Here is a 25609-nt window from a genome sequence, read left to right on the forward strand (position 1 = left end):
CTGGCACCATCGATTCGAGTCTCGTCGCACCGGCATCGCGTGAGTAATCTCTTGCGATCACTCAACTGAAGGAGTCGACTCTTCAGATCCACTCTGATGCATTGGCAGCATGACCAAGCCACCAGGAAAGAAGACGCAACCAAAAAAAGGAGAGCCCCGCGGAGGGGGGCTCAAGTTGGGGACTTGCGACGAGCCGGGCGGAGGCATCATGAAGAGTTGGCTGCCATTCAAGCTCCGCGCGGCTGACCAAATTACTATTAGTGCTGCTGATTTGTTCCCGCCTGAAAAGCGTTTTCCGTCGGCACGGTGCGCGCAGCCTCATAGAAGTTGGTCGAGGCGGTCCCGAAGCGGTTGTAGCTCCCAGCTGCCATGGCGACGAGTTCGCTACGATTACGGATGCTGACTTTGCCGCGCGTCGACCTGATCATGCCTTCGCCTTCAAGAAAGGCCAACGCCGTGGAAACTCCAGCGCGCCGGACTCCAAGCATCATAGCCACGAACTCGTGCGTCATAAGAAGTTCGTCGCTTCCGGCACGGTCATGGCTCATCAGGATGAGGCGGGCCAAACGTTGGTTTAAAGAGTAGTGGCCCAAGGCAAGGGCTGTCTCCGCCAATTGCACCATCACCGAGTGAGCGTATCGGAGAAGCCTCTCGCGCAGTGAAGGGCTACGCTCCGCCGCCTCCCGAATAGCCCATGTAGGAATGCGGATGGCAGAACCGGCTTCTTGAACAAAGCTCCGCCATGACGTTCTGTCGGCCCCCAGGAGAACAGAGACACCGGTCATGCCTTCCCGGCCCACACTGAAGAGTTCGAGGCTTCGGCCGCCTTGTGTTGTCGTAACCGCGGCGACGATCCCGCGCTCGATGAAGTGGACATGCTGAATGGGAGCATCAGGCTCAACAAGGATATCTCCGACGTCGAGCTTGACCGGTTGAAGATCGGCCTCCAGCCATCGCAGTTCGTCTGAGAACGAGTTCAACAATTCATTGCGGAACATCGGCGGGACTTTTTGTAACATCGAGCCTCTCCGTTGCGACGGGATACAAGCTCTCATAATACCAAGCGATGGATCTTCATTCCCATTAACTAATTTAAGCGTGGAACCGTCCAAACACAACGGGCTATAAGACGCGAGGGTCAATCAGATCAGGAGCCGAACTAAAGAATCCTCGTCTTTCACTCCATGCTGGAACGACTGGATTACTCGCATTGCCAGTTCTTCCCGATCGGCCGTGGTCACGATCTGCCGCGCCGAGCTGACGTGGTCAAAGACCCTTTGGCAAAGGGCAACCTCGTCATCGTTCAGCACGCTTTGAGTTTGGAATACAGTAGACAGGATCATAACGCCGTCGCTCCCGATGATAACCGCAGGGCGCGAGCGCGATGCTAACACGACAGGATATCACGACTTGTGTTTGGCCTACACAAAAGGCGTCGGGCCGCGCGGAGCGTCGCTTTGGGAGCAGACCGGGAAACTTACCTCCGCACGACCCAACATCCAGGGTCGATGAATCACTAGGAGGAAGCCTTTGCGAACAAAAAGATAATTGCTTTCTCCCGCGATCCAGTGAGCTAACCTGATTGTCAGTTTATGGTTCCCGTACGATGCCGGACGAAAAAACCCCGCACCGGCGGGCTTAGGGTGAGGGGGTTATTTTGTAAGCATTGCGCACCGAGGCGCTCACAACTATTTTGCGCGATGTTCTATTATGGAGCAATAAGTAGTACTGCACTCATTTCGAGTTATGTTTCCAGATGTAAAGTAACGTGTTGTGCGTTTCCGTACAATAGGAGAAGTCAACTAGAAACCGAAATAACTGCCCCTATGATATTAGTGCCGCCCGGCGATTATTTGCTAACCCCAGCATGTGTCTCCTGTTTGTCGGGCGGCCATCCGGCTTTTCATCAGTCACACCAATTATTGCGCCGCGTAGGGTTCAAGCTGGGAGCAAAGCCCTAGCGCCGCTCGGCAAAGCAGGATCTGGAAATCGCCGCGGGAGAGTCCGTAATCAGATCAGCGGATGTTCGCGCGGAGTGGAGGCGCTTTTTCACGAGATGCTTGAGGCCTCGGCAAGAGCTAGACCGTTGCGCCACACTGCCGTTACTTTAAGCCGTGCCGTCCACGTCTCCGTCTTCTCGAGAACATGGACCGACAGATAGGTATTCTGCTCCATCCATTCCCGAAGGACATATCTGATCGCATCTTCGCGGTCAGCACCAGCTCGCTGCACAAATTTCGGATTCCCTCTTCCATCTCCTCATCGAGGTGATCGAGCCGACGTTCCGCACTAGAAGGGCGGCGCGGCGGTCTAGTTCCAGGTGGGATTACTCACAACGATCGGCCTTGCTGCAAAGAACGCGATTTTGATCATTGACTTTGCGCAGCAGCAGACGGGCAAGAGGCTGCTGGAAGCGACGGTGGAAACCTCGCAGCGACGTCTGCGACCTATCCTGCTGACCTCTTCGCCTTTATACTCGGCGTACTGCCGCTCGCGATCGCTACCGGCGCAGGTTCGGCCGTAGACTCCACACTACGAAATGCTTTTTTATCGCTGGTCGCTCTTACTAAGAACCCTTTCCACCCCGGGCTGAAAACCGACGCCTGCTAGCAGCGCCAATATTGCGGCGAATATTCTGGTTTTTCGCGCGTGCCCGCTACCAGGCTGGCATTTTGGCTTAACGGCTGAATGCATTTGTTTCGGTCAAGTCCTCAGAGAGCGCCCATAGACGAGCCGCCTCGTCCGGATCGACAGCATAAGCGCGCACGCTGGTTTCCGCGCCATCGTCGGAGAGGACGGCGACGTCACAGTCTGCGCAATAGAGGCCCCCAAGTCCTTCAAGTTGCGGCGACGTGGCTGCCCAGACCTGCGTTGCGGCTCCCTGTTCCGGCGTCTTGAAGGTGTGGTCAGCGAGATTGCCATCGGCGTCGATCCAGCCTGCGGCGATCATGTCTCGCTTCTCCAGATGGCGCTGCAACGGCGTCAGAATCTTGCCGGGGTGCAAAGAAAAGGCGCGGACTCCTGCGTCCTTGCCAAACCGATCAAGCTGAAACGCAAAGAGCGCGTTAGCCGTCTTTGCTTGGCCATAGGCCTGCCAGCGGTCGTAACCATTGAGAAACTGGATGTCGTCCCATCGATAGGAGTAATGCCATGAGCGGCCGACGAGACTGCGACTACGCGCGCTCCAATCGCGATTGCAGGCCACAGGCGGTTGACGAGCGCGAAATGACCGACATGGTTCGTGGCAAATTGCGACTCCCAACCCGGTCCCACCCGCGTTTCCGGGCAGGCCATGACGCCGGCATTGTTTATAATGATATTGGCTTTCCGGCCCGATGCAAGGAAGCGCTCGGCAAATTGCCTGACACTTTCGAGGTCGGAAAGGTCGAGCCTGTCGACCTCGGCGTTATCAATACCCGAAAGCGCCTTGGCGGCCGTCTCGGGCTGTCGGGAGCCGATCAGGACATAGGCACCTGCCCTCGACAGCGCCTTTGTCGTTTCTAGCCCGAGACCGGAATGTCCGCCCGTGATGATTGCCAGTTTGCCCGTCAAATCAATGCCTGAAAGTACGTCATCGGCTGTCGAGCGAGCGTTGAAGCCGGACCCGATCAGGTGTTGCGCATTTTCCATCGAATTCTCCTTTGTGGCGCGACGGTAGAGTATGCGGTAGCGTGCCTACGATCTATGCGTTAGAATCCGCGATAATTTCGCAATCGTCCGGATTTTACATGTCTTCCTTTTCCACGGATCCGCTCTCCGACGTGCTGGCGTTGCTTAAACCGCGCAGCTATGTTTCGGTGGGGCTTGATGCCGGGCTTGACTGGGCAATTGATTTCCCCCCGCCGGAAGGCATCAAGTTCAACGCCGTTCTGTCGGGCACGTGCTGGCTGGAACTAAACGGTGCCGAGCCAATCCTGCTCGAGAAAGGTGATTGCTTCCTGCTGACGCAGGGCCGGCCGTTCCGCATGATGAGCGATCGCAGCCTGCCGACGATCCCGGCGAACGACATTTATGCGCACGCGAAAGATGGCGTTGCCATCTGCAACGGCGGAGGCGAGTTCTTCCTCGTCGGCAGCCGCTTCGCTTTTTCCGGAGCTGGTTCGGATCTGCTCGTCAGCATATTGCCGCCCGTCGTCCATATCCGCGAAAAATCGGATCAGGCTTCGATCCTGCGTTTTGCCATTGACCAAATGGCGCGCGAGCTGCGCGAACAGCATCCGGGAGGCTTTCTGATGGCCGAGCATCTGGCGCATATCATGCTGATGCAGATCCTGCGGCTCTATCTCACAGCTCCAAATACGCAAGCCACCGGCTGGCTTTTTGCGCTCGCCGACCGGCAGATCGGTAAAGCGATCGTCGCCATGCATGCCGAGCCGGCGCGGCGCTGGACGCTGCAACAGCTTGCTGGCATCACCGGCATGTCACGCTCCTCCTTCGCCGAGCGCTTCAAGAAAAAGGTCGGAGCAGCTCCGATGGATTACCTGACGCGGTGGCGCATGATGCTGGCCTGTGATCGGCTCGCGAATGAATCCGGGCCGATCAGCACGATCGCGCTTTCGCTTGGCTACGAGTCGGAAGCCGCCTTCAGCACCGCCTTCAGGCGCGTAATGGCGCGTTCGCCACGGCAGTATGCCCGGGTGCAGCACAGTCGGCGAAATAGATAACATTTCCCGCAGGGTTGAGGCGGGAATGCGCTATGACGACGTGAAGCGGTAGCATCTGTGATTGCGAAGCCCGCCGTCACGCGCAAGCAACCCGCCGCGATGCAAATCGCCTGTGGTGCGATAAAGAGGCTGCAACGCGATTGATGCCCGCGTCGATCTGTAACGCTGTTCCCTTGAACCAGTTCGAACCACCGACCCTTGATTCTGAGCATCGAGAGCAAGCTCGTTGGCAAAGTGTCTTGCCATTCCTGCGCGCCATGGAGCCCGCGAAGAATACGAACCGTTGTTTCGGTAATTGCATATGCCGCGACATATGGCGTCCCGTTAATCACGAGTTCGCGGGTGCCTGCAAATCTTCCGAGACGACCGCTCGCGGGAAAATCTACAACCGACGGACGGCAGCAACGATCCGTTCGTCGACCAGAATGGCGGCTGACCTGATTTTTGCTTCAATGTGTGTGAAGATGATGTCGCGATCGATAGCGCGAAGGAAAGACGAGGGAAGCTTCAGGAGACGGCCGGCCGCGTCTACGATGTGAGGGAAGTCCATTAGATCCCGGGCAAGTGTTCGAGAACGTACCAAGCGTTTCGACATGTCTTAATTAATATCATTCTAATTTAGCAAATACATAAATCATCCACTTGGCAGCAGGAGGACTGATTAAGCATGCAGCGCATTAAATCTCTGGAGAACGTCGAAACAAAACCGGTGTGGTCGGTAAAGGATTTCGCCAAGCGCCACCATCTCGCTGACATCGAGAAAGCCCGCCTGCTGCAGCTATTCGGCCCCTTTGCTACAGCATCCGAACTCCTTTATAACGCTCAGCGAAAGCCTCGGTGGCGTTAGTGCTACGCCCGGCTCATCGCTGGCCGAGCGTCCGTCGCAGTCAGTTCGTGCGCACGGAAAAGTGTGGGCTGCCAACCCGCTTCAGCTTTTCAGGATTCGAACTGCAAGAAACTTCCCTCAAGCTTCAGGGCAAACTTCGCCAACTTCATGTCTTGTTGGACGGTGTCGTTGGCTGCTCGAGGAAGACGACGTCCAGCTTTAACTGCATGCCTCCTATGGAGTCGTAAGCCTCTTCGAGATAGGCTAGATCTTTGATCCCGGGCTTTGATGGCGCATCCTTGTCTTCACAAAGGATGCATTCTGGACCAGGTTCTTCGCGGGAGAGCCACGACGACATAAGGCAGTCCGTTGAGCGATACAATATCTTCACGAGTGCCTGAGGACGCTTTTATCTCCGCGCAGCTTTCGGCGCCATTTCCAATGTGAAACACGCATGATTTCCGCGGTTCGCGTCAGCGAGCGCGCAGTGCTCAGGCGCTGGGTCCCCGCGGCAGACACCCATACCATATTTCTGAAGTGAACATAGGCGATTGCCGGGGTTCTAAGACCTGGCCCAAGACCTGCCCTCCGTACTCTGTCGACTTCAATGAAGGGTAATCGCTCGCTTCGGCACAGCGACCTCATCCGCAACGAGGTCATCGAGCGCGACGGCCACCTCGTCGAGAGACCAGCCGACACTGAGAGCATGATCAATCATCAGGTGAAATTCACTTTCGAGATACTCCTTGCAGTCGTGAAGACGATCGGACGAGACAACAATTTGGCGCGAATTTACAATTCTTGGCATGACCTTGCCCTCTTCTTCCCAGATAACGGGCATTACACGCCATTGTTCCTACAATGATCTAGATGTAATCGAACTTTGAAAGCGTTGCGCCGTTATCCGGTGATGAAGTCCACAATGTCCCGTGACGAAACTTTGGAAGCATTGAGGCCACACAGTAACGACGGTGACGTCTTCACGCCGCAAAATCGAATTGTTCTGTCAGTCTCTTCAAAGCTTGCCGCCCGCTCGGTTTCAACTTGCCCGTTTGGCGTTTCGGCCGGCGGGTGTGTTTCCTGCCAACGGTTCGTTGCTATTTTGAGGAGATTTACCGATGAAGATCGCTCAGATTGCGCCGCTCACAGAAAGTGTTCCGCCCAAGCGTTATGGCGGAACTGAACGCATTGTTTCTTTTCTCTGTGACGAACTCGTCGCCAAGAACCACGAAGTGACCCTCTTTGCCAGCGGTGATTCCGTCACCAGCGCCAAACTGATACCGTGTTCGGATGCTGCCCTGAGGCTCAATCCCGCGGTCAAGGATCAACTGCCGCATCACATAGTAATGCTGGAGCAGGTTCGCCGCCGGGCCGGTGAGTTCGACGTCCTGCATTTCCACACCGACCTGCTGCACTTCCCGCTGATTCACGAGTTCACCGACCGAGCGATCACTACCCTGCACGGGCGCCTGGATTTGCCCGACCTGCGTTCTTTCTACCAAGTTTTCGCAGACGTTCCGCTGGTGTCAGTCTCCAACGATCAGCGCAGACCGATGCCACCGGTTAATTGGTCGGGAACGGTCTATCACGGTTTACCGCCCAACCTGCTGCCGTTTACCGACAAACCGAACGGCAATTACCTCGCCTTTCTCGGCCGCATTGCGCCCGAGAAACGTCCAGACCGCGCAATCGAGATCGCCAAGCGAGCCGGAATGCCCTTGAAGATCGCGGCGAAAATCGACGCGGCGGACAAAACCTATTGGGAGACGGTGATCGAACCGATGATAAAAGGTCATCAGAATGTCGAATTCATCGGCGAGATCAACGATGACCAGAAGGCGGATTTTCTCGGTAACGCCGGTGCACTGCTGTTTCCGATAGACTGGCCGGAACCCTTCGGGCTGGTCATGATCGAGGCGATGGCATGCGGCACGCCCGTTATCGCCTTCCGCCGGGGTTCGGTGCCCGAGGTAATCGACAATGATGTTTCCGGCATTCTGGTGGATAACGTCGCCGAAGCCGCGGCGAATGTCGAATGGGCGCTAAAGCTTGACCGCCGCGGAGTGCGCGGAGCTTTCGAGAAGCGCTTCACTGCTGAACGAATGGCAACGGATTATCTGGACAAATATCGGCTGTTGCCTGGTGTTCGCTCAAACATGCCGCGACTGCGCCATTCCGACAGCTATGCCGTCGGTACGGAGCTCATCGCTTGATCAGAGGACGGGAAAATGCCGATCGATTCCTCCGACAGTCTCCCGGCGCCGGCGGCCTCGGGTACGCCGATCGCCCAGTTCATGATACCGGCAACCGCTTCCCTTCAGGAGCGGCAGCCACTAATCCTGAAACACGGCGATACATTCGGTGTTTTCGATCACAATGGTGACGTCCTTTCCGGACCGGACAGCCCGGAGGGAATTTTCCATCGCGACACGCGCTATCTCTCCCACCTCACCTTGGCGATAAATTGCCAGAGGCCGATGCTGTTGTCTTCGACATTGCGCGACGACAATGCCTCGCTCACCTGCGACCTGACCAATCCTGATCTTTTCGACAGAGCCGGAAAGCTCATTATTGGCCACGATCAGGTGCATCTGAGACGCACCCGCTTCCTGTGGAACTCGCGTTGTCACGAGCGGCTGACAGTACGCAACTATGACGAAGCTCCGCAGCACGTCCGCATCGAGATTGCATTTGCAGCAGACTTCGCCGACCTCTTCGAGGTACGCGGAACGACGAGAGCCAAGCGGGGTCACCATCTGACGCCAATCGTCAATGGTGAGGCAATCCTTCTTTCCTATGAAGGTCTCGACCATCGCAGGCGGTCGACGAGACTGTCTTTCGATCCTCCGCCGGACGAATCAGGCAATGGGCTCGTCCGATATGACCTGCGACTTGCGCCGCACGAAACCCGCTCATTGTTCATCGAGATTGCATGCGATCCGGGAGAAGATGAAAAATCGGGTCACTGGTCCTTCTTTTTCGCTTTGCGTGACGCCCGGCGTGCCCTTCGCAACTTATCGTCGAAAACCGCTTCGATAATTACCTCGAACGAGATCTTCAACGAGGCAGCACGGCGATGCGCGGCGGATCTGCACATGCTGGTGACCGAGACGCCGGAGGGGCCTTATCCCTATGCAGGCATTCCGTGGTTCAGCACCGTCTTCGGCCGGGACGCACTCATCACCGCCATTCAGACGCTTTGGCTCGAACCGGAGATTGCCGGTGGCGTTCTGGGTTATCTGGCGGCAAACCAAGCGAAGGAACTAGATCCGGCCTGCGACGCGGAGCCTGGGAAAATTCTGCACGAGGTCCGCTGTGGAGAAATGGCCGAGCTGGGCGAGGTTCCGTTTCGTCGCTACTACGGCAGCATCGATTCCACGCCACTGTTCGTCATGCTGGCGGGCGAGTATCTCAAACGGACCGGCGACCTTGTAACCATCAAACGTCTTCTGCCCCAAATCGAGGCGGCATTGTCATGGATTGAGGATTACGGCGACCGTGACGGCGACGGCTTCGTCGAGTATGGCCGACTGACTGAAGAAGGCCTGATCAATCAGGCCTGGAAAGACAGTCATGATTCTGTTTTCCATGCCGACGGGCGTCTAGCCAAGGGGCCGATCGCAATTGCCGAAGTCCAGGCCTATGTTTACGGGGCCTGGAAGGCTGCAGCAGAAATATTCGAGCGCTGCGGTAAACCGGGCCGTGCAGCGGCTCTCCTTGCGAGCGCCGACCGATTACGTCTTGCCTTCGACGAGCACTTTTTCGATGAGGAGCTTGGCACCTATGTCCTGGCACTCGACGGAGATAAGCGACCTTGCAGAGTTCGATCGTCAAATGCGGGCCACGCGCTATTTACGGGCATCGCCTATCAGGAACGGGCCGAACAGGTTGCGCATACGCTGATGAGTGCGTCATCATTCTGCGGTTGGGGCATTCGCACCGTCGCCTCAACCGAGGCACGCTATAACCCAATGAGCTACCACAACGGCTCGATCTGGCCGCACGACAATGCCTTGATCGCCAAGGGTCTCGCCGCCTATGGCTATCGAACCGCAGCGGCGAGGATATTCGATGGTCTCTTTGCCGCGTCTACCTATATCGATCTGCGGCGGCTTCCTGAACTTTTCTGCGGGCTGTCGCGTCACCGAGCGCAAGGTCCAACTTTTTATCCAGTGGCCTGCTCCCCTCAAGCCTGGGCGGCGGCAGCACCGCTGTTGCTCCTACAATCATGCCTCGGCCTCGATTTCGATCCGAGAACGTTGCAGATCAGCTTTCATGAGCCGCAGCTTCCCACATTTCTTAACGAAGTCGTGTTGCGGCGCCTGCGGATCGGCGCCGGCTCTGTGGATATCGCGTTGCGCCGCTCCGGCCGTCAGGTCGTGGTCGATGTCATTGACCGTCAAGGCGATATCCGGATCGTCACGACCGTGTAACATCACGACCTGGGCTCTGCTCTTAACATTGATAGCACACGCCGGATCGAGACCTGCCGGTCCGCCCTGATCGTGGCGGTTCAACTTGCTCCGCCGTTCCCGTATCTGGGGATCGTTTGCTCTCTGGCGTCCGCGTCTCGTCTTTAGGTGCGGAGCGCTGGCGATTGCCGTCATCAGCGTCGGATTCGCAAGGCTCGCGGATCTGGGCAAAGCAGGCATTCGACTCCGTCGTGTCTTGGGGTCACTGGATGTTCTTGTTGCAGCGGGATCGGCCAGACTGCGCTGTCGCCAGGGGCATGCCGAAGTCTATCTCGTCTCCGTCCGAACCGAGGTCAATGCCAAGTACGCTCGCTGAAGACCAGTCGGCCGGCCGTGTCGCTCAAGGGCAAGAGCTGGTCTTCGCCCAGCCGACTTTTACAGCCGAGATCGAGTTTCGCGGAGGGACAGACGACGGCAGCTTGCGGCCGAATTCGACGTTTGGCCGGGATTGGACGCTTGGATTCAACAGCAGCAGATACCGAGGCTGTTCAGTTTCTCGTGCGCACATTGATCTCAGAGATCCAGAACGCTTCGGACGCGGACGGCGAGATCTTTGATCGAAAAAGGTTTCTGCAGGAGGTGGACCCCTTTGTCGAGGCGGCCGTGATGCACGATGGCGTTGCGCGAGTAGCCAGTGGTGAACAGCGCCTTGACAGCGGGCTGCAGCTCCCTCGCTTTTGCGACCAGGTCGGCGCCGCTCATGCCCCCGGGTAACACAACATCGGTAAAAATAAGATCCACCGGCAGGTTAAACTTCAGGACCTGCAGAGCTGTCGGGCCGTCCTTTGCTTCCAGCACGCGATAACCGAGCTCCGTCAACGACTCCACGGAATAGGCAAGCACATCGGGGTCATCCTCGACCACCAGGACGATCTCCCCTGAACCTGCTTCGGGCAGTGGCATGGGGTCGACGGTTGCCTCATCAACTTGGCCCGACAGGAGCCTCGGCAGGTAAATCTTAACCGTCGTTCCCTGTCCTACCTCGGAATAGATTTTCACATGCCCCTTCGACTGCTTGGCGAAACCGTAGACCTGGCTAAGCCCGAGCCCGGTCCCTTTGCCCTGGTCCTTGGTCGTGAAAAACGGCTCGAAAGCACGAGCGACCGTTTCTGCGTCCATCCCCGCTCCGGTGTCGGAAACCGATATTGCAACATATTGCCCCGGCACCACTTCGGCGTGATTTACTGAATAGGCCTCATCCAGGTGAGCGTTGAAGGTTTCGATCGTGAGCTTCCCGCCACTCGACATCGCGTCCCGTGCATTGATGGCCAGATTGAGGAGCGCACTCTCCAGCGCATTCGGATCTGCTTCCGTCTTCCAGAGGCCGCCGGCAAGAACGATCTCGATCTCGTAAATTTCTCCCAGCGTTCGATGCAAAAGATCGGACATCCCCCGAATGAGACCATTGGCGTCGACGGGCTTCGGATCGAGCGGCTGACGCCTGGCGAAGGCGAGGAGCCGTTGTGTCAACACCGCCGCTCTTTCGGCGCCGCTCATCGCCTGCGAAGCAGCGCGGCGAAGCCGGCCTGCATCAGCTGGCAGCGTCCGCAAAAGCGTGTCGAGATTTCCAACGATGATCTGCAGCAGGTTGTTGAAGTCATGTGCGACGCCGCCGGTCAGCTGACCGACCGCCTCCATCTTTTGGGCTTGCCGCAGAGCCTCGGCATTGCGGGTCAACTCATCCGTCTTCTGGGCGACAAGATCTTCCAGGTGAGCATTCAATTCCTTGAGAGCCTCTTCCGCGCGTCGTCGCTCCTCCAGTTCACGTTGCGCGGCCTCAAACAGGCGAGAGTTGTCGATGGCAACAGCGGCCTCACCCGCAAGGCCAAGGAGTCCCCGCTCCGACTCCTCGCTGAACATGCCGGTATCGGCATGGCCGAAGAACAAGCCGCCGATCACCTCTCCTGTGCGGGAAATGACAGGCACCGCGAGATAGCTCCTGACGGGAAGATGCCCTTCCGGCATCCCGGCATAAGGAGCGTTTTGTCCATAACGAGGATCCTTCGTGATATCATCCGACCGAACGATGCCTTCCCCGCTGAATGTTGCCGCAAACATGGCCGTGTTACGCGGCACGGGAAAACTTGAGGAAGCTTCTTGCGGCGCGCCTGCGAGCGAATAGAGCATGTAGCTATCGCCCGCATGATCGACGAGGTTGTAGAAAAACGCGCCGAACTGCGCCCTTGTCAGTTCGACACCTGCGTCAGTCACCGCCTGAACGAGCCGTTCAAGGTCATTTTCGCGCGCAAGGATAGCTCCTGCACGATTGAAGACCTCCAATGCGCGCGTGCGCTCGCGCAGCGCGGATTCCGTGCGCCGTTGCTTGGTGCGATCTCTGAGGATTTTTACGAAACCGGTCAGGCCTTGGCCATTGGCAAACAGCGGCGTGGTTTCGCCTACCGCCCAAATCTTGCTCCCGTCCTTGCGAAATCGCCACCCCTCGCCGCCGCCTCTGCCGTTTGCCTTTGCGTCGGCAAGCTCGGTGGCCAGCAAACCTGCGGCGTCCTTATCAGCCGGGAAAATCTCGAGCAGAGTCTTTCCCAGCATCTCATCTTCAGTCCAGCCAAGCAGATTGCTAGCCCCCTTGCTCCAGCTGACGACGATTCCGTGCGGGTCTAAGATGATGATGCCGGTATCAACTGCACTGTCGAGGATCTGCTGAAGTCGCTCGGCAGGCAGATACGTGGATGAGGTCATCTTCTACCATCGGCAGTGAAAAAGGGCGGTTTGGCTCAAAAGTATCACAAGCATCTTTATGGTCCAGCAGTGCTTTGATGGCGTCGGAATCTTGTCTGCTGGCAACGTTCCAGTTGCCGAGGTGGCTTTGCCAGGACATGAAATCAGAGCAGTGGAAAACTGGGTGCGGGTAGCCCGCATATTCTCTGTCGATGCCGCACGGCACGTAACTTGCCGTCTCCGCCGGGCTTTTGCCGAAATCGAATGGGACTTCGGCGCAGCAACAAGGTTTGCTCATCGGGTCGCAGAAAAAGTGGCTATTCGCTTGGACGTCGATGCCTTTCGACTTGGCAATCCACCTGATCCCTACAGTGGGTCGTGCGGAGGCAAGTTTTGGCCCGCTCCCGATCAAGCGATGCTCCGCGCGGCCCGACAGCTCTATGATCGGCGCAGATCATTCGGAGTCCCCTTGCGGCCGAAGTCTCTGACACATTGGATCGATCCTCAGAGAGCGAGCGGAAACTCAGCTTGGCTAATGCAAATCCCAACCTCGACGGCGCCTACTGCGGCGCCATCTTCTCCGGCCCCTCCGACAGCGTCAGTAATTGCGGCGAGGTTCCACAGTCACCTCTCCGAACATAACTCCTCGCGTCAGGGGCTTGGAGAGGAAATCATGTGGGAAGCCAAGAACAATGGCGCTTGCCTCGGCGGGACGGGTGCGTCCCCGCCAGCCTCGAGCTGCCGATGGTCGCACCGGAGGATCTAGGAAAGGTGGCCGCGCGGCTGTTGCAGGCGCCGATCGAGCAGGTCGGTACATATCCCGCAGAGGGGCCGCAACGCTATTCCCCAATGATGTCGCCGCAGCCTTCGCTGCCGCCCTCGCTCGGCCCGTTCGCGTCGACGTATTCCCGCGCGAAAGCTGGGAAGACGCATTTCGCAGTTTTGGCTTCTCCGACGCCGCGGCCCGCTCCTATGACGGCCCTCACCGCGGACGGTCCCGAGTATCCCGATAATCCTGTTCGCGGTTCGATTTCGCTCCAAACCTACATAAGAAAACTCGTTCAGGCCCATGCTGACGCCTCCTGATGGGAGGAAGGAATCCGATTTCGGTTCAAGTTTCAACCCGAGAGGCTGGGCAAACTTTACCGCATTGTCACAGAGATTGGGTAACCACGCGCATGAGAGACAAGGGCGGCTTGCCGACGGGAACGGCCGCTCAACATGCTGAAGACATCAGCAAAGCTCTTTGGAATCCGGCCGACCATCAAGATTGATCATAGGGCGCTCCGATTTGCGGTCGCTGACGCAAATCGCTTGCCAGGAACAACGCGCTTCCGATTGGCGTTATTGGTCGTGGCGATGACGCTTCCCCTTTGGTTGATGCTCGGACATTACGATGAACCTCGGACTTAGCAACAGACGTGTTCTCGTGACGGGCGGCAACTCTGGTCTCGGAGCCGCAATATCGAAGGCCTTCGCCGCCGAGGGTGCACGAGTTGCAATCAACTATCTGCTAAATCCAACAGAAGCCGAGAGGCTGGTTGAGGAATTCACCGCCGCCGGCGGCGAAGCCCTTGGTCTGATGGCCGACATCAGTGACCCCGAGGCTGTCGAGACGATGTTCGGTGCAATGGACAGCGCATGGGGCGGCATCGACATACTGGTCAACAACGCCGGCATCGACGGCGGATATGCGCTCGGCTGGGAAGCCGATCCAGATGCCTGGGGCAGGGTAGTCGACATCAACCTGAAGGGAACATATCTGTGTGCGCGCGAAGCACTCAAACGCATGGTGGTCCAGAGGTCAGGCGTTGTACTGAATACCACCAGCGTTCACGAGGTGATCGCCTGGAGCGGCTACAGCGCCTATGCCGCTAGCAAGGCGGCCGTATCGATGATGTCCAAGTCGCTGGCACAGGAGGCGGCGCCGCATGGCGTTCGCGTTCTATGCATCGCGCCGGGCGCTATCCGCACCCCGATCAACCAGGCGGTCTGGCAAGATGCGGAGGGCTACAGGGATTTGCTGACGAAGATTCCGCTGGGCCGTATTGGCGAGCCCGAGGACGTCGCAAACGTCGTCGTCATGCTGGCGTCAGATGCCGCCGGCTACATGACCGGGACGACGGTCTTCGTCGATGGAGGCATGACCGATTATCCCTCTTTTGCGCATGGTGGGTGATGATGGCGTTGCGGATCGAGGATTACGGACTGATCGGCAATATGCTGTCCGCAGCGCTCGTGGGCAAGAATGGATCGATCGATTGGCTGTGCCTGCCGCGGTTCGATTCACCCGCCTGCTTTGCGGCGCTGCTCGGAACTCCGGACAACGGCCGCTGGAAGATCGCACCGGTCGACAAGGTTGTCAGAACCAGGCGGCGCTACCTTCCCGACACTGCAATCCTGGAAACCCTGTTCGAGACGGCGACCGGCGTCGTTACGCTCGTCGATTTCATGCCGATCAATGAAGGCGATCGCCACGTGGATCTGATCCGCATCGTGACGGGCGTTTCAGGCACCGTCGAAATGGATATGGAGCTCGTGCTGAGGTTCGAAAACGGCCAAGCGGTGCCTTGGGTGCGGCGCAAGGATTATGGACTGAGCGCGATCGCCGGGCCCAACGCCGTCGAACTCCACACCGCCCTGGAGCTCAAAGGGCGCAACATGAAGACGTTCGCACGTTTCTCGGTGGCAGCCGGCGACAGCGTGCCGATGACGATGTCGTACCATCCCTCCAACGAGCAGCCGCATTTTGTCCGCGACCGTTCAGAGGAACTCGATCGAGCGACGACATGGTGGCGCGAATGGGTAAAGCACGGGAGCTTTGAAGATATGCCCGATGCCTGGCGCGCGCCGGTAGTTCGCTCGTTAATCACGCTCAAGATGCTGATTTACGCGCCGACAGGTGGGATCGTCGCGGCCCCCACGACCTCGCTTCCAGAAAAGATAGGGGGGCCGCGCAACTGGGACTATCGCTATTGCTGGCTGCGCGACTCGGCACTGACGCTCTATGCGCTTCTGAATTCGGGATATCGCCAGGAGGCGGACGATTGGCGGCAATGGTTGCTGCGCGCAGTGGCGGGCGCTCCGGACCAACTCCAGATCATGTACGGGATCGCGGGTGAGCGATGGCTGCCCGAGTTCGAGGTTCCGTGGCTGAAAGGCTATGAACGAAGCGTCCCGGTCAGGATCGGCAACGATGCCGCCGGCCAGATGCAGATCGACGTTTATGGCGAACTGATCGACACGCTCAACGCCGCGCGTCAGGCGGAGCTGCAGCCGCAGGAGGAGGCTTGGCGGCTGCAAAAGGTGCTGCTCGCTCACCTGGTGGCCGCTTGGCAGACGCCGGATCGCGGCATCTGGGAAGTGCGCGGGCCGGCGCGGGCGTTCACGCACTCTCGCATGATGGCCTGGGTGGCATTCGACCGAGCTGTCATCTGCACCGACCGGTACGGTCTTGAAGGCCCGGTGGCGAAGTGGCGTGAGGTGCGACAACAAATTCATGATGAAATCTGCACCAAAGGCTTCGACGAGAAGAAGAACAGCTTCGTCCAATACTACGGTGGCAACACCCTCGACGCGAGCCTGCTGCTGATGCCGCAGGTCGGTTTTCTGCCTGCCGACGACCCTCGCGTCGTTGGCACCATCGCGGCGGTAGAGCGGGAGCTCATGCATGGCGGACTGGTCATGCGCTATTCGACAAACGATACCGACGACGGGGTCGGTGGCGGAGAAGGAGCATTCCTGGCGTGCAGCTTCTGGCTGGCTGATGCGTATGTGCTTACGGGGCGGCGACAGGATGCGTACCAGTTGTTTGGCCACTTGCTGAGCCTTCGCAACGAACTAGGTTTGCTCGCGGAGGAGTTCGACACCATCGGCCGGCGCCTGCTCGGCAATTTCCCTCAAGCCTTCTCGCACATTGGCCTGATCAACACCGCGCATAATCTTGTTAGCGCGGGGGGACCGGCGAGGCAGCGTGCGGAAAAGACCGCCCCCTGCAAGCCGCACAAGGTCTCATCGGACGCGTTGTAGCGGCGCGGATACTCTCGGAGCCCCGTTGCGAGCTTAGCTTGAAAAGCGGCTTGTTGTGAATAGAAGAGGTTACCAGCGCCTGAACGGACGTGGATCACACGCTCGGATGAATTCCAAGCGTGCTCTGCCTCGGTCTTTCTATGCGCAGCACTGTCTCTAAACCTCCTGGGCTGCAGGCCTCCATTTTCAGTCCACTAGGTGTCCTAGCGTTCGTTTTCGGCCGAGTAGGGGATTTCAGCTTCCTTCAACGCCAATAAGAACAACTCCTGAGCGCTTTCGTCTGAAACAAGCCCGTCATCGACGCCTTCACAAGCTTCAAGAGCCGCGATGTAAGCCTTTCCGTCCGAGACTGGCCAACGGGCCGATAGGAGATCGAACGCCTGTTTTGCCGATCTTACGGTGATCGACTTTCGCAGATGTAGAATAACGACACTCTTCCACAAGACACGAGCTCCATCGCCGGCGTGGAACCCGCCCAACGGAGCGCCCGCTTCGCCCCAACTTGCGTCTACGACGAAGGTTCCCCAGGCTTGTTTTCAGCCATCCTGAGGTCCAGCGCCTGTCGCAACTGGTCTGCTGACAGGTCCGGGTCTGCACTTAGAAGATCAATGGCGGCAGCGTATGCGGCTTCCGCGCAATTCTCGCTAGCGTCGATGGAGTTCGCGCCACACCAGTCGGCTATTACCTTCGCGAGCATCTCTATCTGCCGCTCGGAGAGTTCCGGAAGATTTAAGAGGTTTAGAGACATCACTGCGGCCCGACCCAAGGCAGGAGCACGTCATCTCCCAATCGGCCTCGCCCTGCTAAAATCCGCCGACTAGAGTACCGTACGCTTTAATTGGCGCGATGGTATGGCCGTCCTCAAGGGGCCGAATTCTACGGAGTGGCATCGGTCACTACTTCCAAAGGACTTTATGATCGCCGCCGCGGGTGGCGCTATCGAGCATGTCTACTTCCCGGATTCCGGGCTTGGTCCGATCGTTGTGGTTTCACCGGAGGGCAACAAGGTGGAAGGCGGCATGTTACGGATCGCGCGGCTATGTGCCGGATCCCGCTGACATCAGCCCGGGAGTCCCACTTCGCAGCCAACACGAAAACTTCTACTTGTCTTCCCCTTCCGCCTGGATGCGATCCAGCACTGCTTCCGGCGCAATGTCTTTCTTTAGCTCTTCGACCTCATGGTCCGCCTCGGTCGGAACTTCAAGTTTCTTTGCAATGGCTTCGACCATCGCAATCAGGCGTGTCGTTTCATGTTCGTTTAATAAGCTGATCTGGAGGTCGAGGTCGGCGCGGACATTGTCCTGTGCAGCCATTCGGTTCTGGTTGATCAGGACAAACGTCGAGAGAAAGATCGCCTCGACCGACGCCTCCATCGCGAGGATAACCAGAGAGGGGTCCCAGAGTTGCACCTGTGGGATCCAACCCACATTTGCGATGATCCAGACGCCATAAAAAACGATGTGAATGTAGACGAACATCATTGAACCAGCAAACTTGCTGACCGCAGCAGCGGCACGCTCCTGAGCAGATGCTGCGTTCTGGCTCTGCCGGCGGCGCTGCATGATAGCTTCTATGTTGCGGGTTAAGGCGGGTGTTAGTCCTGCCGCGGCCGGTGTTGTTGGGCTTGTGAGGTCCGGATGGTCGTCATTCATTGCCTAATCCTGAGATGTGGAAACTGTTGGCAGCGACTTTTCCCGAAAAGGCGCCTCGTGCAGTCCGATTCGATTAACTCGGCCCCTAGAGCAAGGTTGCTGCGCACTGAGCAATACGTAGAGCAAGGCTCAGGCTCACCCGGTCCGCAAGCTTTTCCGGAAATGCGGGGGTGGGGCTCAGCGACGACATCCCTTAGCGCGCTAGAGGTCTAGCCTCATTCAAATCATTCCGGATCGCGGTGGCCGCTATGCCCGCCTGCCCCATCGCGGTCCCGATCTGATCCAAGCCAATGACCACATCTCCAGCTGCATACAGCCCAGGTAGGGTTGACCTTTGGTGACTGTCGACGATTACGCAGCCGTTCTCCGACAATTCTGCACCGGCAACGGCTGCCAGTTTCGACCGAGCGTCCGATCCAAGCGCCGGGTATATAGACGAAAACTCGCCGATACCGGAAGCTGTCGCGACTCTGATTGCATCGCGCCCGGGGTCGATGGATTTTACCGGACCTTTCTGGAGGCCGATCTGCAAGTCCCGCAGCCGATCGACCTCAATCTCCGAGAGCTCGTGTTCCTCTTGCGGTGTGATGATTGTCACGTGTGTCGTATAACTCCGCAGGAACAGCGCCTCCGCAAACGCTCTCGATCCGCAACCGATAACAGCCACACGCTTGTCGGTCACCTCGAACCCGTCACAGACAGGGCAGTAGCGGATAAGGCCGCCTGCAACAGCCTCGTCATGACGTTCGGCCAACATCGGTGGCTTGCGGTCGGTGACACCGGTGGCGAGAAGGACTGTTCGGGCCCGCATGCTGCCGCTGCTGGAGAGAACTCGAAAGCCGACCTGCTCCTTCCGAAGCTGGCTAACGCCCTCAGCCAGGATCTGAACTTTGTACCTTTGAAGCTGTGTGCGCATCCTGGCGAGAAGCTCCCTTCCGCTGATGCCCTCCGGGAACCCTGCGAGGTTATGGGAAATCGGAATGGTGGCGGCACGACTGCTATGGTCATCGAATACGGTTGTTGAGAGGTGGTAGCGCGCAAGATAAATGGCCGCAGTCAAGCCAGCAGGTCCACCTCCTATGATAATGCAGTCGCGCATCATGTCTCCAGACCGTCGCCGCTTAAGATGTCGTAAGGCGCCACTTACCGGGTAGCATTCTGATTTCCCTGGGCACGCCCAATAGCTGCTCGCGGGCGGTTAAGTCGGTTCCTCAACGGTTTCCCTCGATAAAGCTGGCGCCGATGCCGGAGCAGGCCATCTTGCTTCAAGATCGATGCCATCCCCGGAACTCAACGCATGGAGCTTCAGTCATAAATAGGCAAGGCTTGGTCCGCAGCCGCTTAGGCGATGTTGGAATAACTGACATCGCCCGCATCGACGAGGCAGACCGCTCCGCGGAATCGGAGGGCGTCCGGCGTCCTTTGCCCGTCACGCGGATATCAAGATGGCGATCATCGTTAGTGCGGAGCCAACGCCGGCCCCAGCGAGGCCCGTTGTCATATAGCCGGCAATTCCCCCGGCCTTGCCGTGCCTGATCTCCTCAGCGGTCCCGAGAACGGCCGCCAGGCCGGCAGCAATCCAGCATGTAAGCGTCAACGTCCCCAAAAGTATCGCCCAGTGCGGTGCGTCGATTGAAAGCACGGTCATGCGAATACCCTTGCGGCGAGCGCCGCCTCCATGAACGCCCTGCGGGCTCCCTCGGCACTTCCACGACGAGCGATGGCATCGACGCATCTGCGCTTGGCGACGCCGAACTCACGAGAATTGGTCGACGGCCAGCGATGGAGAAGCGCCGCAAGCGCCGCGTCCGGACCCTCAATGCGCTCACGCATGCCGTGGCCGATCCGGACGTATACCGGTGGCTTCCAAATGACATGGAAGTCGATGTTGATAACCTTTTCCATTGCAGACCTCATTGCCAGTTTTCCCCGACAACCGCCTTCAGCTGTCCGAGTTCCCAAGCCATAATGGTTGGTCCGTTATCGGACAGCGAGAACATAGGGAGAAGGACGCGATCGTTAATGATCTTACACGAGCGTCGATACTGAAGGATTCGTTGGAGTTTGCAATCTGAGCATATTTCGACGGCGCCCGCGATGACGCAAAGTTCGTGCAGCGGCGGTGGAGCTGGCTGACGCCGAGTAAGCGGGGCCGGTCTACATCTCCCGGTCGGACAGGCGGGCCGAGGCGTGCGGAGGGTGCAAAATCGAAAAAGGGAGTCAAACCCGCATAAACGGCTGGACTTAAGGTGCATCTCACCGCGATTGCATTGGTGAGCTTCAACAAATGCGCACCCTGACTATGCAACCGGGCGCGTGATCATCAGCCAGAGAATTCCCAGCACTGAAGCAAAGGCCGGAAAGCCAAAACAAAACCAGGTCCAGAACAGCCGATGGTATCGCGCCGGCAGCGGCTCACCATTTGCAGCTGCTTCTTTCGCAATCTTGCGCATCTCCATCTGCATCCAAACGACCGGCAGCCAAAAAGCACCCGTGATGAGATAAAGAACGATCGACCAAACGACCCAGCGCTCCCAAAGGGAATAACCGACATACCAGGCGAGCGCTATGCCGGTGACCGGCTGAGCGATCACGGCGGTTGTGGTGAAGACGAAATCCGCAAAGACCACGATCCGCGCGACCGCGGCCACAGTCTTTGCATTGCCGGTGCGATGCGCGACCAACATGAAAAAGGCGATGCCCGCGCCGGTGCCGAGGAGAACGGTGGCGCCGATGATATGCAGGAATTTCAGCACGAAATAGGTCATCGCTCCTCCAAGATTGCGAGAGCAACCAGGTGCAACACGAGGATCGGCCATATCTTTGTCAACGGGCCGAGCGGCTCATTCCATAACTCCGGCAATATCGCGGTGGCGGCCGCCGCATAGAAGAGTGACAGCAGGACAGCTGTGTAAAGGCCCCATCGCGCAGTGCGGCGTATGGCGATAGCGCATCCAATCGCGATGTCCGTAAGTGCCCCGGCAATAACAGTTGGTGCGGCCAAACTGACTGCCCCGCCCCCCATCATCAGTTCGACACCCTGCTCGAAACCCGATGTTAGCGAGATTATTCCCGTCGATATCCAGAAGAGGGGCAGCAGCACAAACGTGACCGGCTTCAGGAAGTAAAGCTTGGCAAACCAACGCTCCTGCACCGAAACAGGCCGACGCGCCAGAGCTTCGTCCAACGACGATGGCCGGATACCGGTGGCGGCTATCCATTCGCTGGGATCACCGACGGCGCCGCGGACGATCTCCCGTGCGGCCGTGCTTCGAACCGGCGGCCGCCAGCCCAGCAATCCCGCAATATCGCCCAACCGATAGAGAAGGCTGGCGAGCGGGCGGGGCAGCAGATAACGCTTGGCCGGACGCCAGCCAAGCCATCTGCGGTATTGCGCCACAATCTCTTCAAACTCGAGCGCCTGCGGGCCGACGATTTCGAACGAGATTTTCGACGGGGCTGTTTTGTCGAGCAGCCGAATGACGGTTTCGGCGACGTCTTCGAGCTGCACCACCTGAAGTTTCCCGGTCGACGGCATCACTGGCAGAAACGGCAGCGCCGCAAGTCCGCGAAACAATGCACTAGAGCCGAAGGCCGCATCACCAAGGATCACGGCGGGACGCAGTATTACCCAGTCGAGATCCGTCTCCATCAAAGCAATATCGCCGGAAAATTTCGTCCGCGAGAACGTCGATGGCTGCTGCCGATCCACTCCAATTGCCGAGAAATGGATAACTCGACGTACACCGGATTGCTCGCATGCACGAAACAGCGCTTCCGGTCCCTGCGCGTGGACGCCCGCCATGTTGTGGGTCACTCCGTCCTGCAGTGCCCCGGCGCAATTGACGACGGCGTCCATTCCCCCGAGATGATGCAGCCAGGCAGACGGCGCCACTGCTTTGGCCACATCGACTTCGACCCAACTGCCGGTGTCTTCAACCGGCCGTTTTCCAGGACGCACCACACAGATGATATCATGTCCGCATGCCACTAGCCGGGCGCAAACGGCACTGCCAACAAGTCCTGTTGCGCCGGTAACAAGGATTTTCATACGGACGACCTTCGCACTCAGAAGCCCCGAACCTGTGCGTGCCGGATTTCGTTCCAGCGCCCTTCCTCGTGCCAATGCCTGGATAACATTTGAAATGCGTCAAGCAAGCAATTCCGAGTGCTTGAGTTCCTAGATCGCGTCTGCTCAATGCCGGCGGCTTGACTGATGCACGAAAGACGGTCTCACAACGGCGCTTGCCTGGAATGACAAAGCCTGAGCAGTTGAACCTGTTCGAGCCGGCGACCCGTTAATTGTCGGCATCGAGAACCGAGCCTACCCGTGATTATTGTTGCCCGGCCCGCGCCCCGCATTCGATCTTTGGGATGAATTCAAGACGCTGTTGAGTTTTTGCCTGCATAACCAGCAAGCGTCTTTATATTTGCTAGCGTTAACAGCAAGCAGAAAGACCCTTGCGGCGTATTCAAGGACCCGGTCTCGGGAACCATTGATGGGCCCCTACAGAGAATCTGCTTGTGGCTGCCGGAGCCGACGTCATTGAGAGGAACGGTTCCCGCATTAAGTTTGAAAAAGACGGGATCATTGCGAGCTTCCATCGACCTCATCCGGACAAGGAAGCAAAGAGTTATCAGGTGCGCGATGCTCGCGAGTTCCTGATGCAGATTCGAATAACGCCATGAACACCATGACCTACAACGGGTCTCACGCTTGCATCGGATTCGACGCTGAGGACGATGTGTTTTTCGGCAAGATTGCAGGTATCTCCGATGTATTCGGCTTTCACGGTCTCAAGAAAGCCTTCCATGAGGCAGTCGATGACTACCTCGAGACCTGCAGGAAAATCGGCAAAGGGCCTCAGCGCCCCTCTTCTGGGAAGATGATGGTTCGTGTCGCTCCCGAAGTCCATCGGTTTTTTGCCCACGATCAGGATCGTGCTGAACCGCACGGCATCTTTTGCCGCCAGCATTCCCACCCGGGTTCGAATACTTTCTTGTCACGCGAGCCCGCGCTTCTATGCTTCATTGTGGACGAACGCCAAGTCGGCAGATCGCCTTGTCTGCTGCAGGACTTCAAAGAGCAGCGCAGCTTGACGTACGTTCCCCTCGCGCTCCGCCAGCCCCTGCCCGTCAGTGTGTCGGCGGCTGGCGACTACTAGTTTGTGGACTGCATACCGGGACGATCAGGGACGACGACTGGGACACCGCTCCGGTGGAGCAGCATTGTCCTGACGGGTTCTCCTGTCGCCGGCGCTGCAACTGATTGGGTCTATTTATGCTTCAGCAGCCACATCTTTCCGGCCATCGTGATGCCGTGCGGCGAGATGTCTGGGTCGGCGCCGGGATCGAGGGTCTTGAGAAGACCGCTGGTTCTCAATTCGCCTACTGTCGCCGTTGTCACGAACTTGATTTTGATCGGCCGCTCCTGAAAGCGATCGGCCTTGGCGAAGGTAATCGTCGCATCGAGATGCGTCCACTTCTTGCTCTGCTGAAGGTACAGGTCCCCATCCCTTGCAAGTTTCAGGCCCCTGATCTGGGGAGGCGTCAAAGCGACCATCAAAGCGGCCGTATTGGGACTTGTTCTGGCGGTCGTGCTCAACTTGGATCCTAAACATGCTATTCAAACGATCCGCATAAAGCGGTCAGATTTCGACAGGCCGGGGTTCTCGGCCTCCGGGAAGGAGATGAGCCTGCCGCTCTGTTCATCCCATAAAGCAAGCTGGACACATTCAAGGCTTTGCCAAAGGGTGATGCGGCCAATGGCCACCAACTCCGGGTGATTGCGCAGGACTTCCGGAAGCCGGTAATACGGAATGCGGCTTGAAAGATGGTGGATATGGTGGATGCCGATATTAGCGGTCAGCCATCTAAGCACGAGCGGAAGATCATAATGTGACGCGCCGTGAAGAGCGGCCTGCGGAAATTTCCATTCTCCGGTCTTCGACCAGTGCGTTTCCTCGAACTGATGTTGGACATAAAATAGCCAGACGCCGGCTGCCCCTGCCAGCAGAACGACGGGCAGATGAACCAGCAGGAAGGGGATAGGTCCAATCGCCCATACTACAAGGCCGCCTACGATCGCGATCGCTACATTCGTGGCCATCGTGGAAACCCAAGGCAGGGCTCCCGCCTGCATCATCCCGATCGGCAGGCGTTGCTTGAAGATAAAGAGCCAGGCGGGTCCAATGCCCAACATGACGATCGGATGCCTGTAAAGTCGGTAGGCGAGTCGCCCGATTCGAGAACGGGCGCGATATTCCTCGAGCGTCAAGGTCGTGATGTCGCCGATGCCACGTTTATCAAGATTGCCAGCAGATGCATGATGTTCCGCATGTGTTTGCCGCCAATAATCGTAAGGCGTTAGTGTCAAAACGCCGAGTGCCCTTCCTGTCCACGTATCGAGCTTTCGCCGGGCGAAGAATGAACCGTGCCCGCAATCGTGCTGGATCATGAATAACCGGAGCAAGAAGGCGGCGGCTGGCAGGATCAGTATGTAGCCGGGCCAAAAGTCTTGCAGCAAAGAGGCATACGCGCCGACCCATAGCAGCGCGAACGGGACAGCTGTCACAGACAACTCGAACGCGCTGCGCCAAAAGCGCGGTTGCCGGTACTTCGCGAGGATCCTCAGCCACGCACCGGCGGAGTCTTCAAACGGCTCGTGCAACTGGCCGGCTTGGCTTCTCATAGGTTTTCAGATTCCTTTTGGACGACGATGCAAATTTGCAGGAGCCACGATCGGATGTTCCGGCCTCAAGCGCGACGAGCCTTACGTGCGGCATAGCGCCGGTCGCGCTCGGCCTTGCGTGCCGCTTCATCGGTGACTCGGTTATTGGCTTCCAATTGGCGAGCCTCCGCCTCTGCTCTGTGATGAGCCTCGGCAACCTCGGCTAATGCGGCAGCTTCCCGAAGGAGGCGGTCATTTTCCACCGCCTTCATCGCATCGCGCTCGGCGCGACGCGCGGTCCTGGCCGAAGCAACTGCTTCGCGCGCCGCCAAGCGTTCTTGCATTACAGGGTCTGTCGGCTTTGGAGCCGACTCAAATTTTGCAATTAGCTGACGTCTGGCGCTTTCGGCGGACTTACGACGTTCTGAAAAGCTGTTGTCACTTTGGTGTTTCAATCGGTGTCCTTGCCCAACAGGATAGCGCATGCCGCTGCGCTTCAAGTCTCGGTACGAGCGGCGGGCGCTGTTCGGTCTTCTTGAATGAAAAAGGCCAGACATCTGCCTGGCCTTCAACTGCCCTTGCCAGCCACGCCAGTACGTCTGTGGTCGCAGCGGCTATAG

Annotated in this window: 21 protein-coding genes and 6 pseudogenes; 10 read left to right on the forward strand and 17 right to left on the reverse strand. The window is 58.0% G+C overall.

Translation table 11 applies throughout. The features are described from left to right. Positions 1-257 precede the first annotated feature (257 nt). Complete coding sequence (locus tag B5E41_RS23825; protein WP_088396327.1) at positions 258-1019, reverse strand: Crp/Fnr family transcriptional regulator; 762 nt, start codon at positions 1017-1019, stop codon at positions 258-260. A 123-nt stretch (positions 1020-1142) separates the two neighbouring features. Beyond that, on the reverse strand, positions 1143-1343 hold the full coding sequence (locus B5E41_RS23830; RefSeq protein ID WP_016736083.1) for a hypothetical protein: 201 nt from the start codon (positions 1341-1343) through the stop codon (positions 1143-1145). A 971-nt stretch (positions 1344-2314) separates the two neighbouring features. Here B5E41_RS23830 and B5E41_RS23835 point away from each other — a divergent pair. After that, a pseudogene (locus B5E41_RS23835) lies at positions 2315-2610 on the forward strand (efflux RND transporter permease subunit); the annotation flags it as partial. Positions 2611-2677: 67 nt separating this feature from the next. On the opposite strand, the pseudogene B5E41_RS23840 reads toward B5E41_RS23835, so the two are convergent. Continuing rightward, positions 2678-3630 (reverse strand): annotated as a pseudogene (locus B5E41_RS23840) (SDR family NAD(P)-dependent oxidoreductase). 98 nt (positions 3631-3728) lie between these two features. Here B5E41_RS23840 and B5E41_RS23845 point away from each other — a divergent pair. Then, the gene (locus B5E41_RS23845; RefSeq protein WP_088396328.1) at positions 3729-4664 is read left to right on the forward strand and encodes an AraC family transcriptional regulator; all 936 of its coding nucleotides are present in this window, start codon (positions 3729-3731) and stop codon (positions 4662-4664) included. 224 nt (positions 4665-4888) lie between these two features. On the opposite strand, the pseudogene B5E41_RS32375 reads toward B5E41_RS23845, so the two are convergent. After that, a pseudogene (locus tag B5E41_RS32375) lies at positions 4889-5175 on the reverse strand (type II toxin-antitoxin system RelE/ParE family toxin); the annotation flags it as partial. Positions 5176-5331: 156 nt separating this feature from the next. Here B5E41_RS32375 and B5E41_RS23855 point away from each other — a divergent pair. Further along, a complete protein-coding gene (locus B5E41_RS23855) occupies positions 5332-5511 on the forward strand; it encodes a hypothetical protein (protein ID WP_088396329.1) in 180 nt (59 codons plus the stop codon). A gap of 583 nt (positions 5512-6094) precedes the next feature. Here the strand turns inward: B5E41_RS23855 and B5E41_RS23865 are convergent. Continuing rightward, positions 6095-6331: a hypothetical protein gene (locus B5E41_RS23865; protein WP_088396331.1), complete on the reverse strand. Its 237-nt coding sequence runs from the start codon at positions 6329-6331 to the stop codon at positions 6095-6097. 277 nt (positions 6332-6608) lie between these two features. Here B5E41_RS23865 and B5E41_RS23870 point away from each other — a divergent pair, with 277 nt between their 5' ends. The 3 genes and pseudogenes from B5E41_RS23870 to B5E41_RS32380 form a co-directional block, all read left to right on the forward strand. Continuing rightward, a complete protein-coding gene (locus B5E41_RS23870) occupies positions 6609-7703 on the forward strand; it encodes a glycosyltransferase family 4 protein (RefSeq protein WP_088396332.1) in 1095 nt (364 codons plus the stop codon). A gap of 15 nt (positions 7704-7718) precedes the next feature. After that, complete coding sequence (locus tag B5E41_RS23875; RefSeq protein ID WP_088396333.1) at positions 7719-9923, forward strand: amylo-alpha-1,6-glucosidase; 2205 nt, start codon at positions 7719-7721, stop codon at positions 9921-9923. 85 nt (positions 9924-10008) lie between these two features. Next, positions 10009-10183, forward strand: a pseudogene (locus tag B5E41_RS32380) (chloride channel protein); the annotation flags it as partial. Positions 10184-10475: 292 nt separating this feature from the next. Here B5E41_RS32380 and B5E41_RS23880 read toward each other — a convergent pair. After that, positions 10476-12659, reverse strand: coding sequence for an ATP-binding protein (locus B5E41_RS23880; RefSeq protein ID WP_088396334.1), 2184 nt, complete (start codon positions 12657-12659; stop codon positions 10476-10478). Between the two features lie 1375 nt (positions 12660-14034). On the opposite strand from B5E41_RS23880, the gene B5E41_RS23890 reads away from it, so the two are divergent. Together B5E41_RS23890 and B5E41_RS23895 are read left to right on the forward strand one after the other, a co-directional pair. Further along, positions 14035-14817 (forward strand): glucose 1-dehydrogenase, encoded by a 783-nt coding sequence (locus tag B5E41_RS23890; protein ID WP_088396335.1) that lies wholly within the window; start codon positions 14035-14037, stop codon positions 14815-14817. A 2-nt stretch (positions 14818-14819) separates the two neighbouring features. After that, a complete protein-coding gene (locus B5E41_RS23895; RefSeq protein ID WP_088396360.1) occupies positions 14820-16667 on the forward strand; it encodes a glycoside hydrolase family 15 protein in 1848 nt (615 codons plus the stop codon). A gap of 203 nt (positions 16668-16870) precedes the next feature. Here the strand turns inward: B5E41_RS23895 and B5E41_RS32800 are convergent, their stop codons facing one another. The 7 genes from B5E41_RS32800 to B5E41_RS23935 form a co-directional block, all read right to left on the reverse strand. Beyond that, positions 16871-17146, reverse strand: a complete 276-nt coding sequence (locus B5E41_RS32800) for a DUF982 domain-containing protein (protein WP_088396336.1) — start codon at positions 17144-17146, stop codon at positions 16871-16873. A gap of 621 nt (positions 17147-17767) precedes the next feature. Continuing rightward, positions 17768-18319 carry a DUF1003 domain-containing protein gene (locus B5E41_RS23910; protein ID WP_088396338.1) on the reverse strand — a complete coding sequence of 184 codons (552 nt, stop codon included), beginning with the start codon at positions 18317-18319 and terminating at the stop codon, positions 17768-17770. A gap of 193 nt (positions 18320-18512) precedes the next feature. Then, positions 18513-19421, reverse strand: a complete 909-nt coding sequence (locus B5E41_RS23915; protein WP_342588087.1) for an NAD(P)/FAD-dependent oxidoreductase — start codon at positions 19419-19421, stop codon at positions 18513-18515. A 327-nt stretch (positions 19422-19748) separates the two neighbouring features. Continuing rightward, a complete protein-coding gene (locus tag B5E41_RS23920; RefSeq protein ID WP_088396339.1) occupies positions 19749-19967 on the reverse strand; it encodes a hypothetical protein in 219 nt (72 codons plus the stop codon). After that, the gene (locus B5E41_RS23925; protein WP_088396340.1) at positions 19964-20224 is read right to left on the reverse strand and encodes a DUF982 domain-containing protein; all 261 of its coding nucleotides are present in this window, start codon (positions 20222-20224) and stop codon (positions 19964-19966) included. Before B5E41_RS23925 ends, B5E41_RS23920 begins: the two co-directional genes overlap by 4 nt. Before the next feature lie 395 nt (positions 20225-20619). Next, positions 20620-21087 (reverse strand): DUF2269 family protein, encoded by a 468-nt coding sequence (locus tag B5E41_RS23930; protein ID WP_088396341.1) that lies wholly within the window; start codon positions 21085-21087, stop codon positions 20620-20622. Next, positions 21084-22370 (reverse strand): SDR family oxidoreductase, encoded by a 1287-nt coding sequence (locus tag B5E41_RS23935; protein WP_088396342.1) that lies wholly within the window; start codon positions 22368-22370, stop codon positions 21084-21086. Before B5E41_RS23935 ends, B5E41_RS23930 begins: the two co-directional genes overlap by 4 nt. Before the next feature lie 473 nt (positions 22371-22843). Between B5E41_RS23935 and B5E41_RS32390 the strand changes: the two genes are divergently transcribed. Continuing rightward, positions 22844-23008 carry a type II toxin-antitoxin system HicA family toxin gene (locus B5E41_RS32390; protein ID WP_245303142.1) on the forward strand — a complete coding sequence of 55 codons (165 nt, stop codon included), beginning with the start codon at positions 22844-22846 and terminating at the stop codon, positions 23006-23008. Further along, positions 23005-23238 (forward strand): annotated as a pseudogene (locus B5E41_RS23945) (type II toxin-antitoxin system HicB family antitoxin); the annotation flags it as partial. The gene B5E41_RS32390 and the pseudogene B5E41_RS23945, both read left to right, overlap by 4 nt. Here B5E41_RS23945 and B5E41_RS32395 read toward each other — a convergent pair. The 4 genes and pseudogenes from B5E41_RS32395 to B5E41_RS23965 all read right to left on the reverse strand — a co-directional run. Further along, positions 23239-23564, reverse strand: a pseudogene (locus B5E41_RS32395) (GSU2403 family nucleotidyltransferase fold protein); the annotation flags it as partial. It lies immediately after the preceding pseudogene. Positions 23565-23594: 30 nt separating this feature from the next. Further along, positions 23595-23882 carry a hypothetical protein gene (locus B5E41_RS23955; RefSeq protein WP_088396343.1) on the reverse strand — a complete coding sequence of 96 codons (288 nt, stop codon included), beginning with the start codon at positions 23880-23882 and terminating at the stop codon, positions 23595-23597. Between the two features lie 63 nt (positions 23883-23945). After that, the gene (locus B5E41_RS23960) at positions 23946-25010 is read right to left on the reverse strand and encodes a fatty acid desaturase (protein WP_088396344.1); all 1065 of its coding nucleotides are present in this window, start codon (positions 25008-25010) and stop codon (positions 23946-23948) included. A gap of 65 nt (positions 25011-25075) precedes the next feature. Next, positions 25076-25444, reverse strand: a complete 369-nt coding sequence (locus B5E41_RS23965; protein ID WP_064813229.1) for a DUF6481 family protein — start codon at positions 25442-25444, stop codon at positions 25076-25078. Between the last annotated feature and the right edge of the window lie 165 nt (positions 25445-25609).

Source organism: Rhizobium esperanzae (assembly GCF_002204185.1).
Taxonomy (GTDB): Bacteria; Pseudomonadota; Alphaproteobacteria; order Rhizobiales; family Rhizobiaceae; genus Rhizobium; species Rhizobium esperanzae.

Excerpts from the sequence above, each read along its gene's own strand:
- B5E41_RS23825 (WP_088396327.1), bottom strand. The coding sequence starts at position 1,019 with ATGTTACAAAAAGTCCCGCCGATGTTCCGCAATGAATTGTTGAACTCG.
- B5E41_RS23830 (WP_016736083.1), bottom strand. The coding sequence starts at position 1,343 with ATGATCCTGTCTACTGTATTCCAAACTCAAAGCGTGCTGAACGATGAC.
- B5E41_RS23845 (WP_088396328.1), top strand. The coding sequence starts at position 3,729 with ATGTCTTCCTTTTCCACGGATCCGCTCTCCGACGTGCTGGCGTTGCTT.
- B5E41_RS23855 (WP_088396329.1), top strand. The coding sequence starts at position 5,332 with ATGCAGCGCATTAAATCTCTGGAGAACGTCGAAACAAAACCGGTGTGG.
- B5E41_RS23865 (WP_088396331.1), bottom strand. The coding sequence starts at position 6,331 with ATGCCCGTTATCTGGGAAGAAGAGGGCAAGGTCATGCCAAGAATTGTA.
- B5E41_RS23870 (WP_088396332.1), top strand. The coding sequence starts at position 6,609 with ATGAAGATCGCTCAGATTGCGCCGCTCACAGAAAGTGTTCCGCCCAAG.
- B5E41_RS23875 (WP_088396333.1), top strand. The coding sequence starts at position 7,719 with ATGCCGATCGATTCCTCCGACAGTCTCCCGGCGCCGGCGGCCTCGGGT.
- B5E41_RS23880 (WP_088396334.1), bottom strand. The coding sequence starts at position 12,659 with ATGACCTCATCCACGTATCTGCCTGCCGAGCGACTTCAGCAGATCCTC.
- B5E41_RS23890 (WP_088396335.1), top strand. The coding sequence starts at position 14,035 with ATGAACCTCGGACTTAGCAACAGACGTGTTCTCGTGACGGGCGGCAAC.
- B5E41_RS23895 (WP_088396360.1), top strand. The coding sequence starts at position 14,820 with ATGGCGTTGCGGATCGAGGATTACGGACTGATCGGCAATATGCTGTCC.
- B5E41_RS23910 (WP_088396338.1), bottom strand. The coding sequence starts at position 18,319 with ATGAATGACGACCATCCGGACCTCACAAGCCCAACAACACCGGCCGCG.
- B5E41_RS23915 (WP_342588087.1), bottom strand. The coding sequence starts at position 19,421 with ATGATGCGCGACTGCATTATCATAGGAGGTGGACCTGCTGGCTTGACT.
- B5E41_RS23920 (WP_088396339.1), bottom strand. The coding sequence starts at position 19,967 with ATGACCGTGCTTTCAATCGACGCACCGCACTGGGCGATACTTTTGGGG.
- B5E41_RS23925 (WP_088396340.1), bottom strand. The coding sequence starts at position 20,224 with ATGGAAAAGGTTATCAACATCGACTTCCATGTCATTTGGAAGCCACCG.
- B5E41_RS23930 (WP_088396341.1), bottom strand. The coding sequence starts at position 21,087 with ATGACCTATTTCGTGCTGAAATTCCTGCATATCATCGGCGCCACCGTT.
- B5E41_RS23935 (WP_088396342.1), bottom strand. The coding sequence starts at position 22,370 with ATGAAAATCCTTGTTACCGGCGCAACAGGACTTGTTGGCAGTGCCGTT.
- B5E41_RS23955 (WP_088396343.1), bottom strand. The coding sequence starts at position 23,882 with ATGGTCGCTTTGACGCCTCCCCAGATCAGGGGCCTGAAACTTGCAAGG.
- B5E41_RS23960 (WP_088396344.1), bottom strand. The coding sequence starts at position 25,010 with ATGAGAAGCCAAGCCGGCCAGTTGCACGAGCCGTTTGAAGACTCCGCC.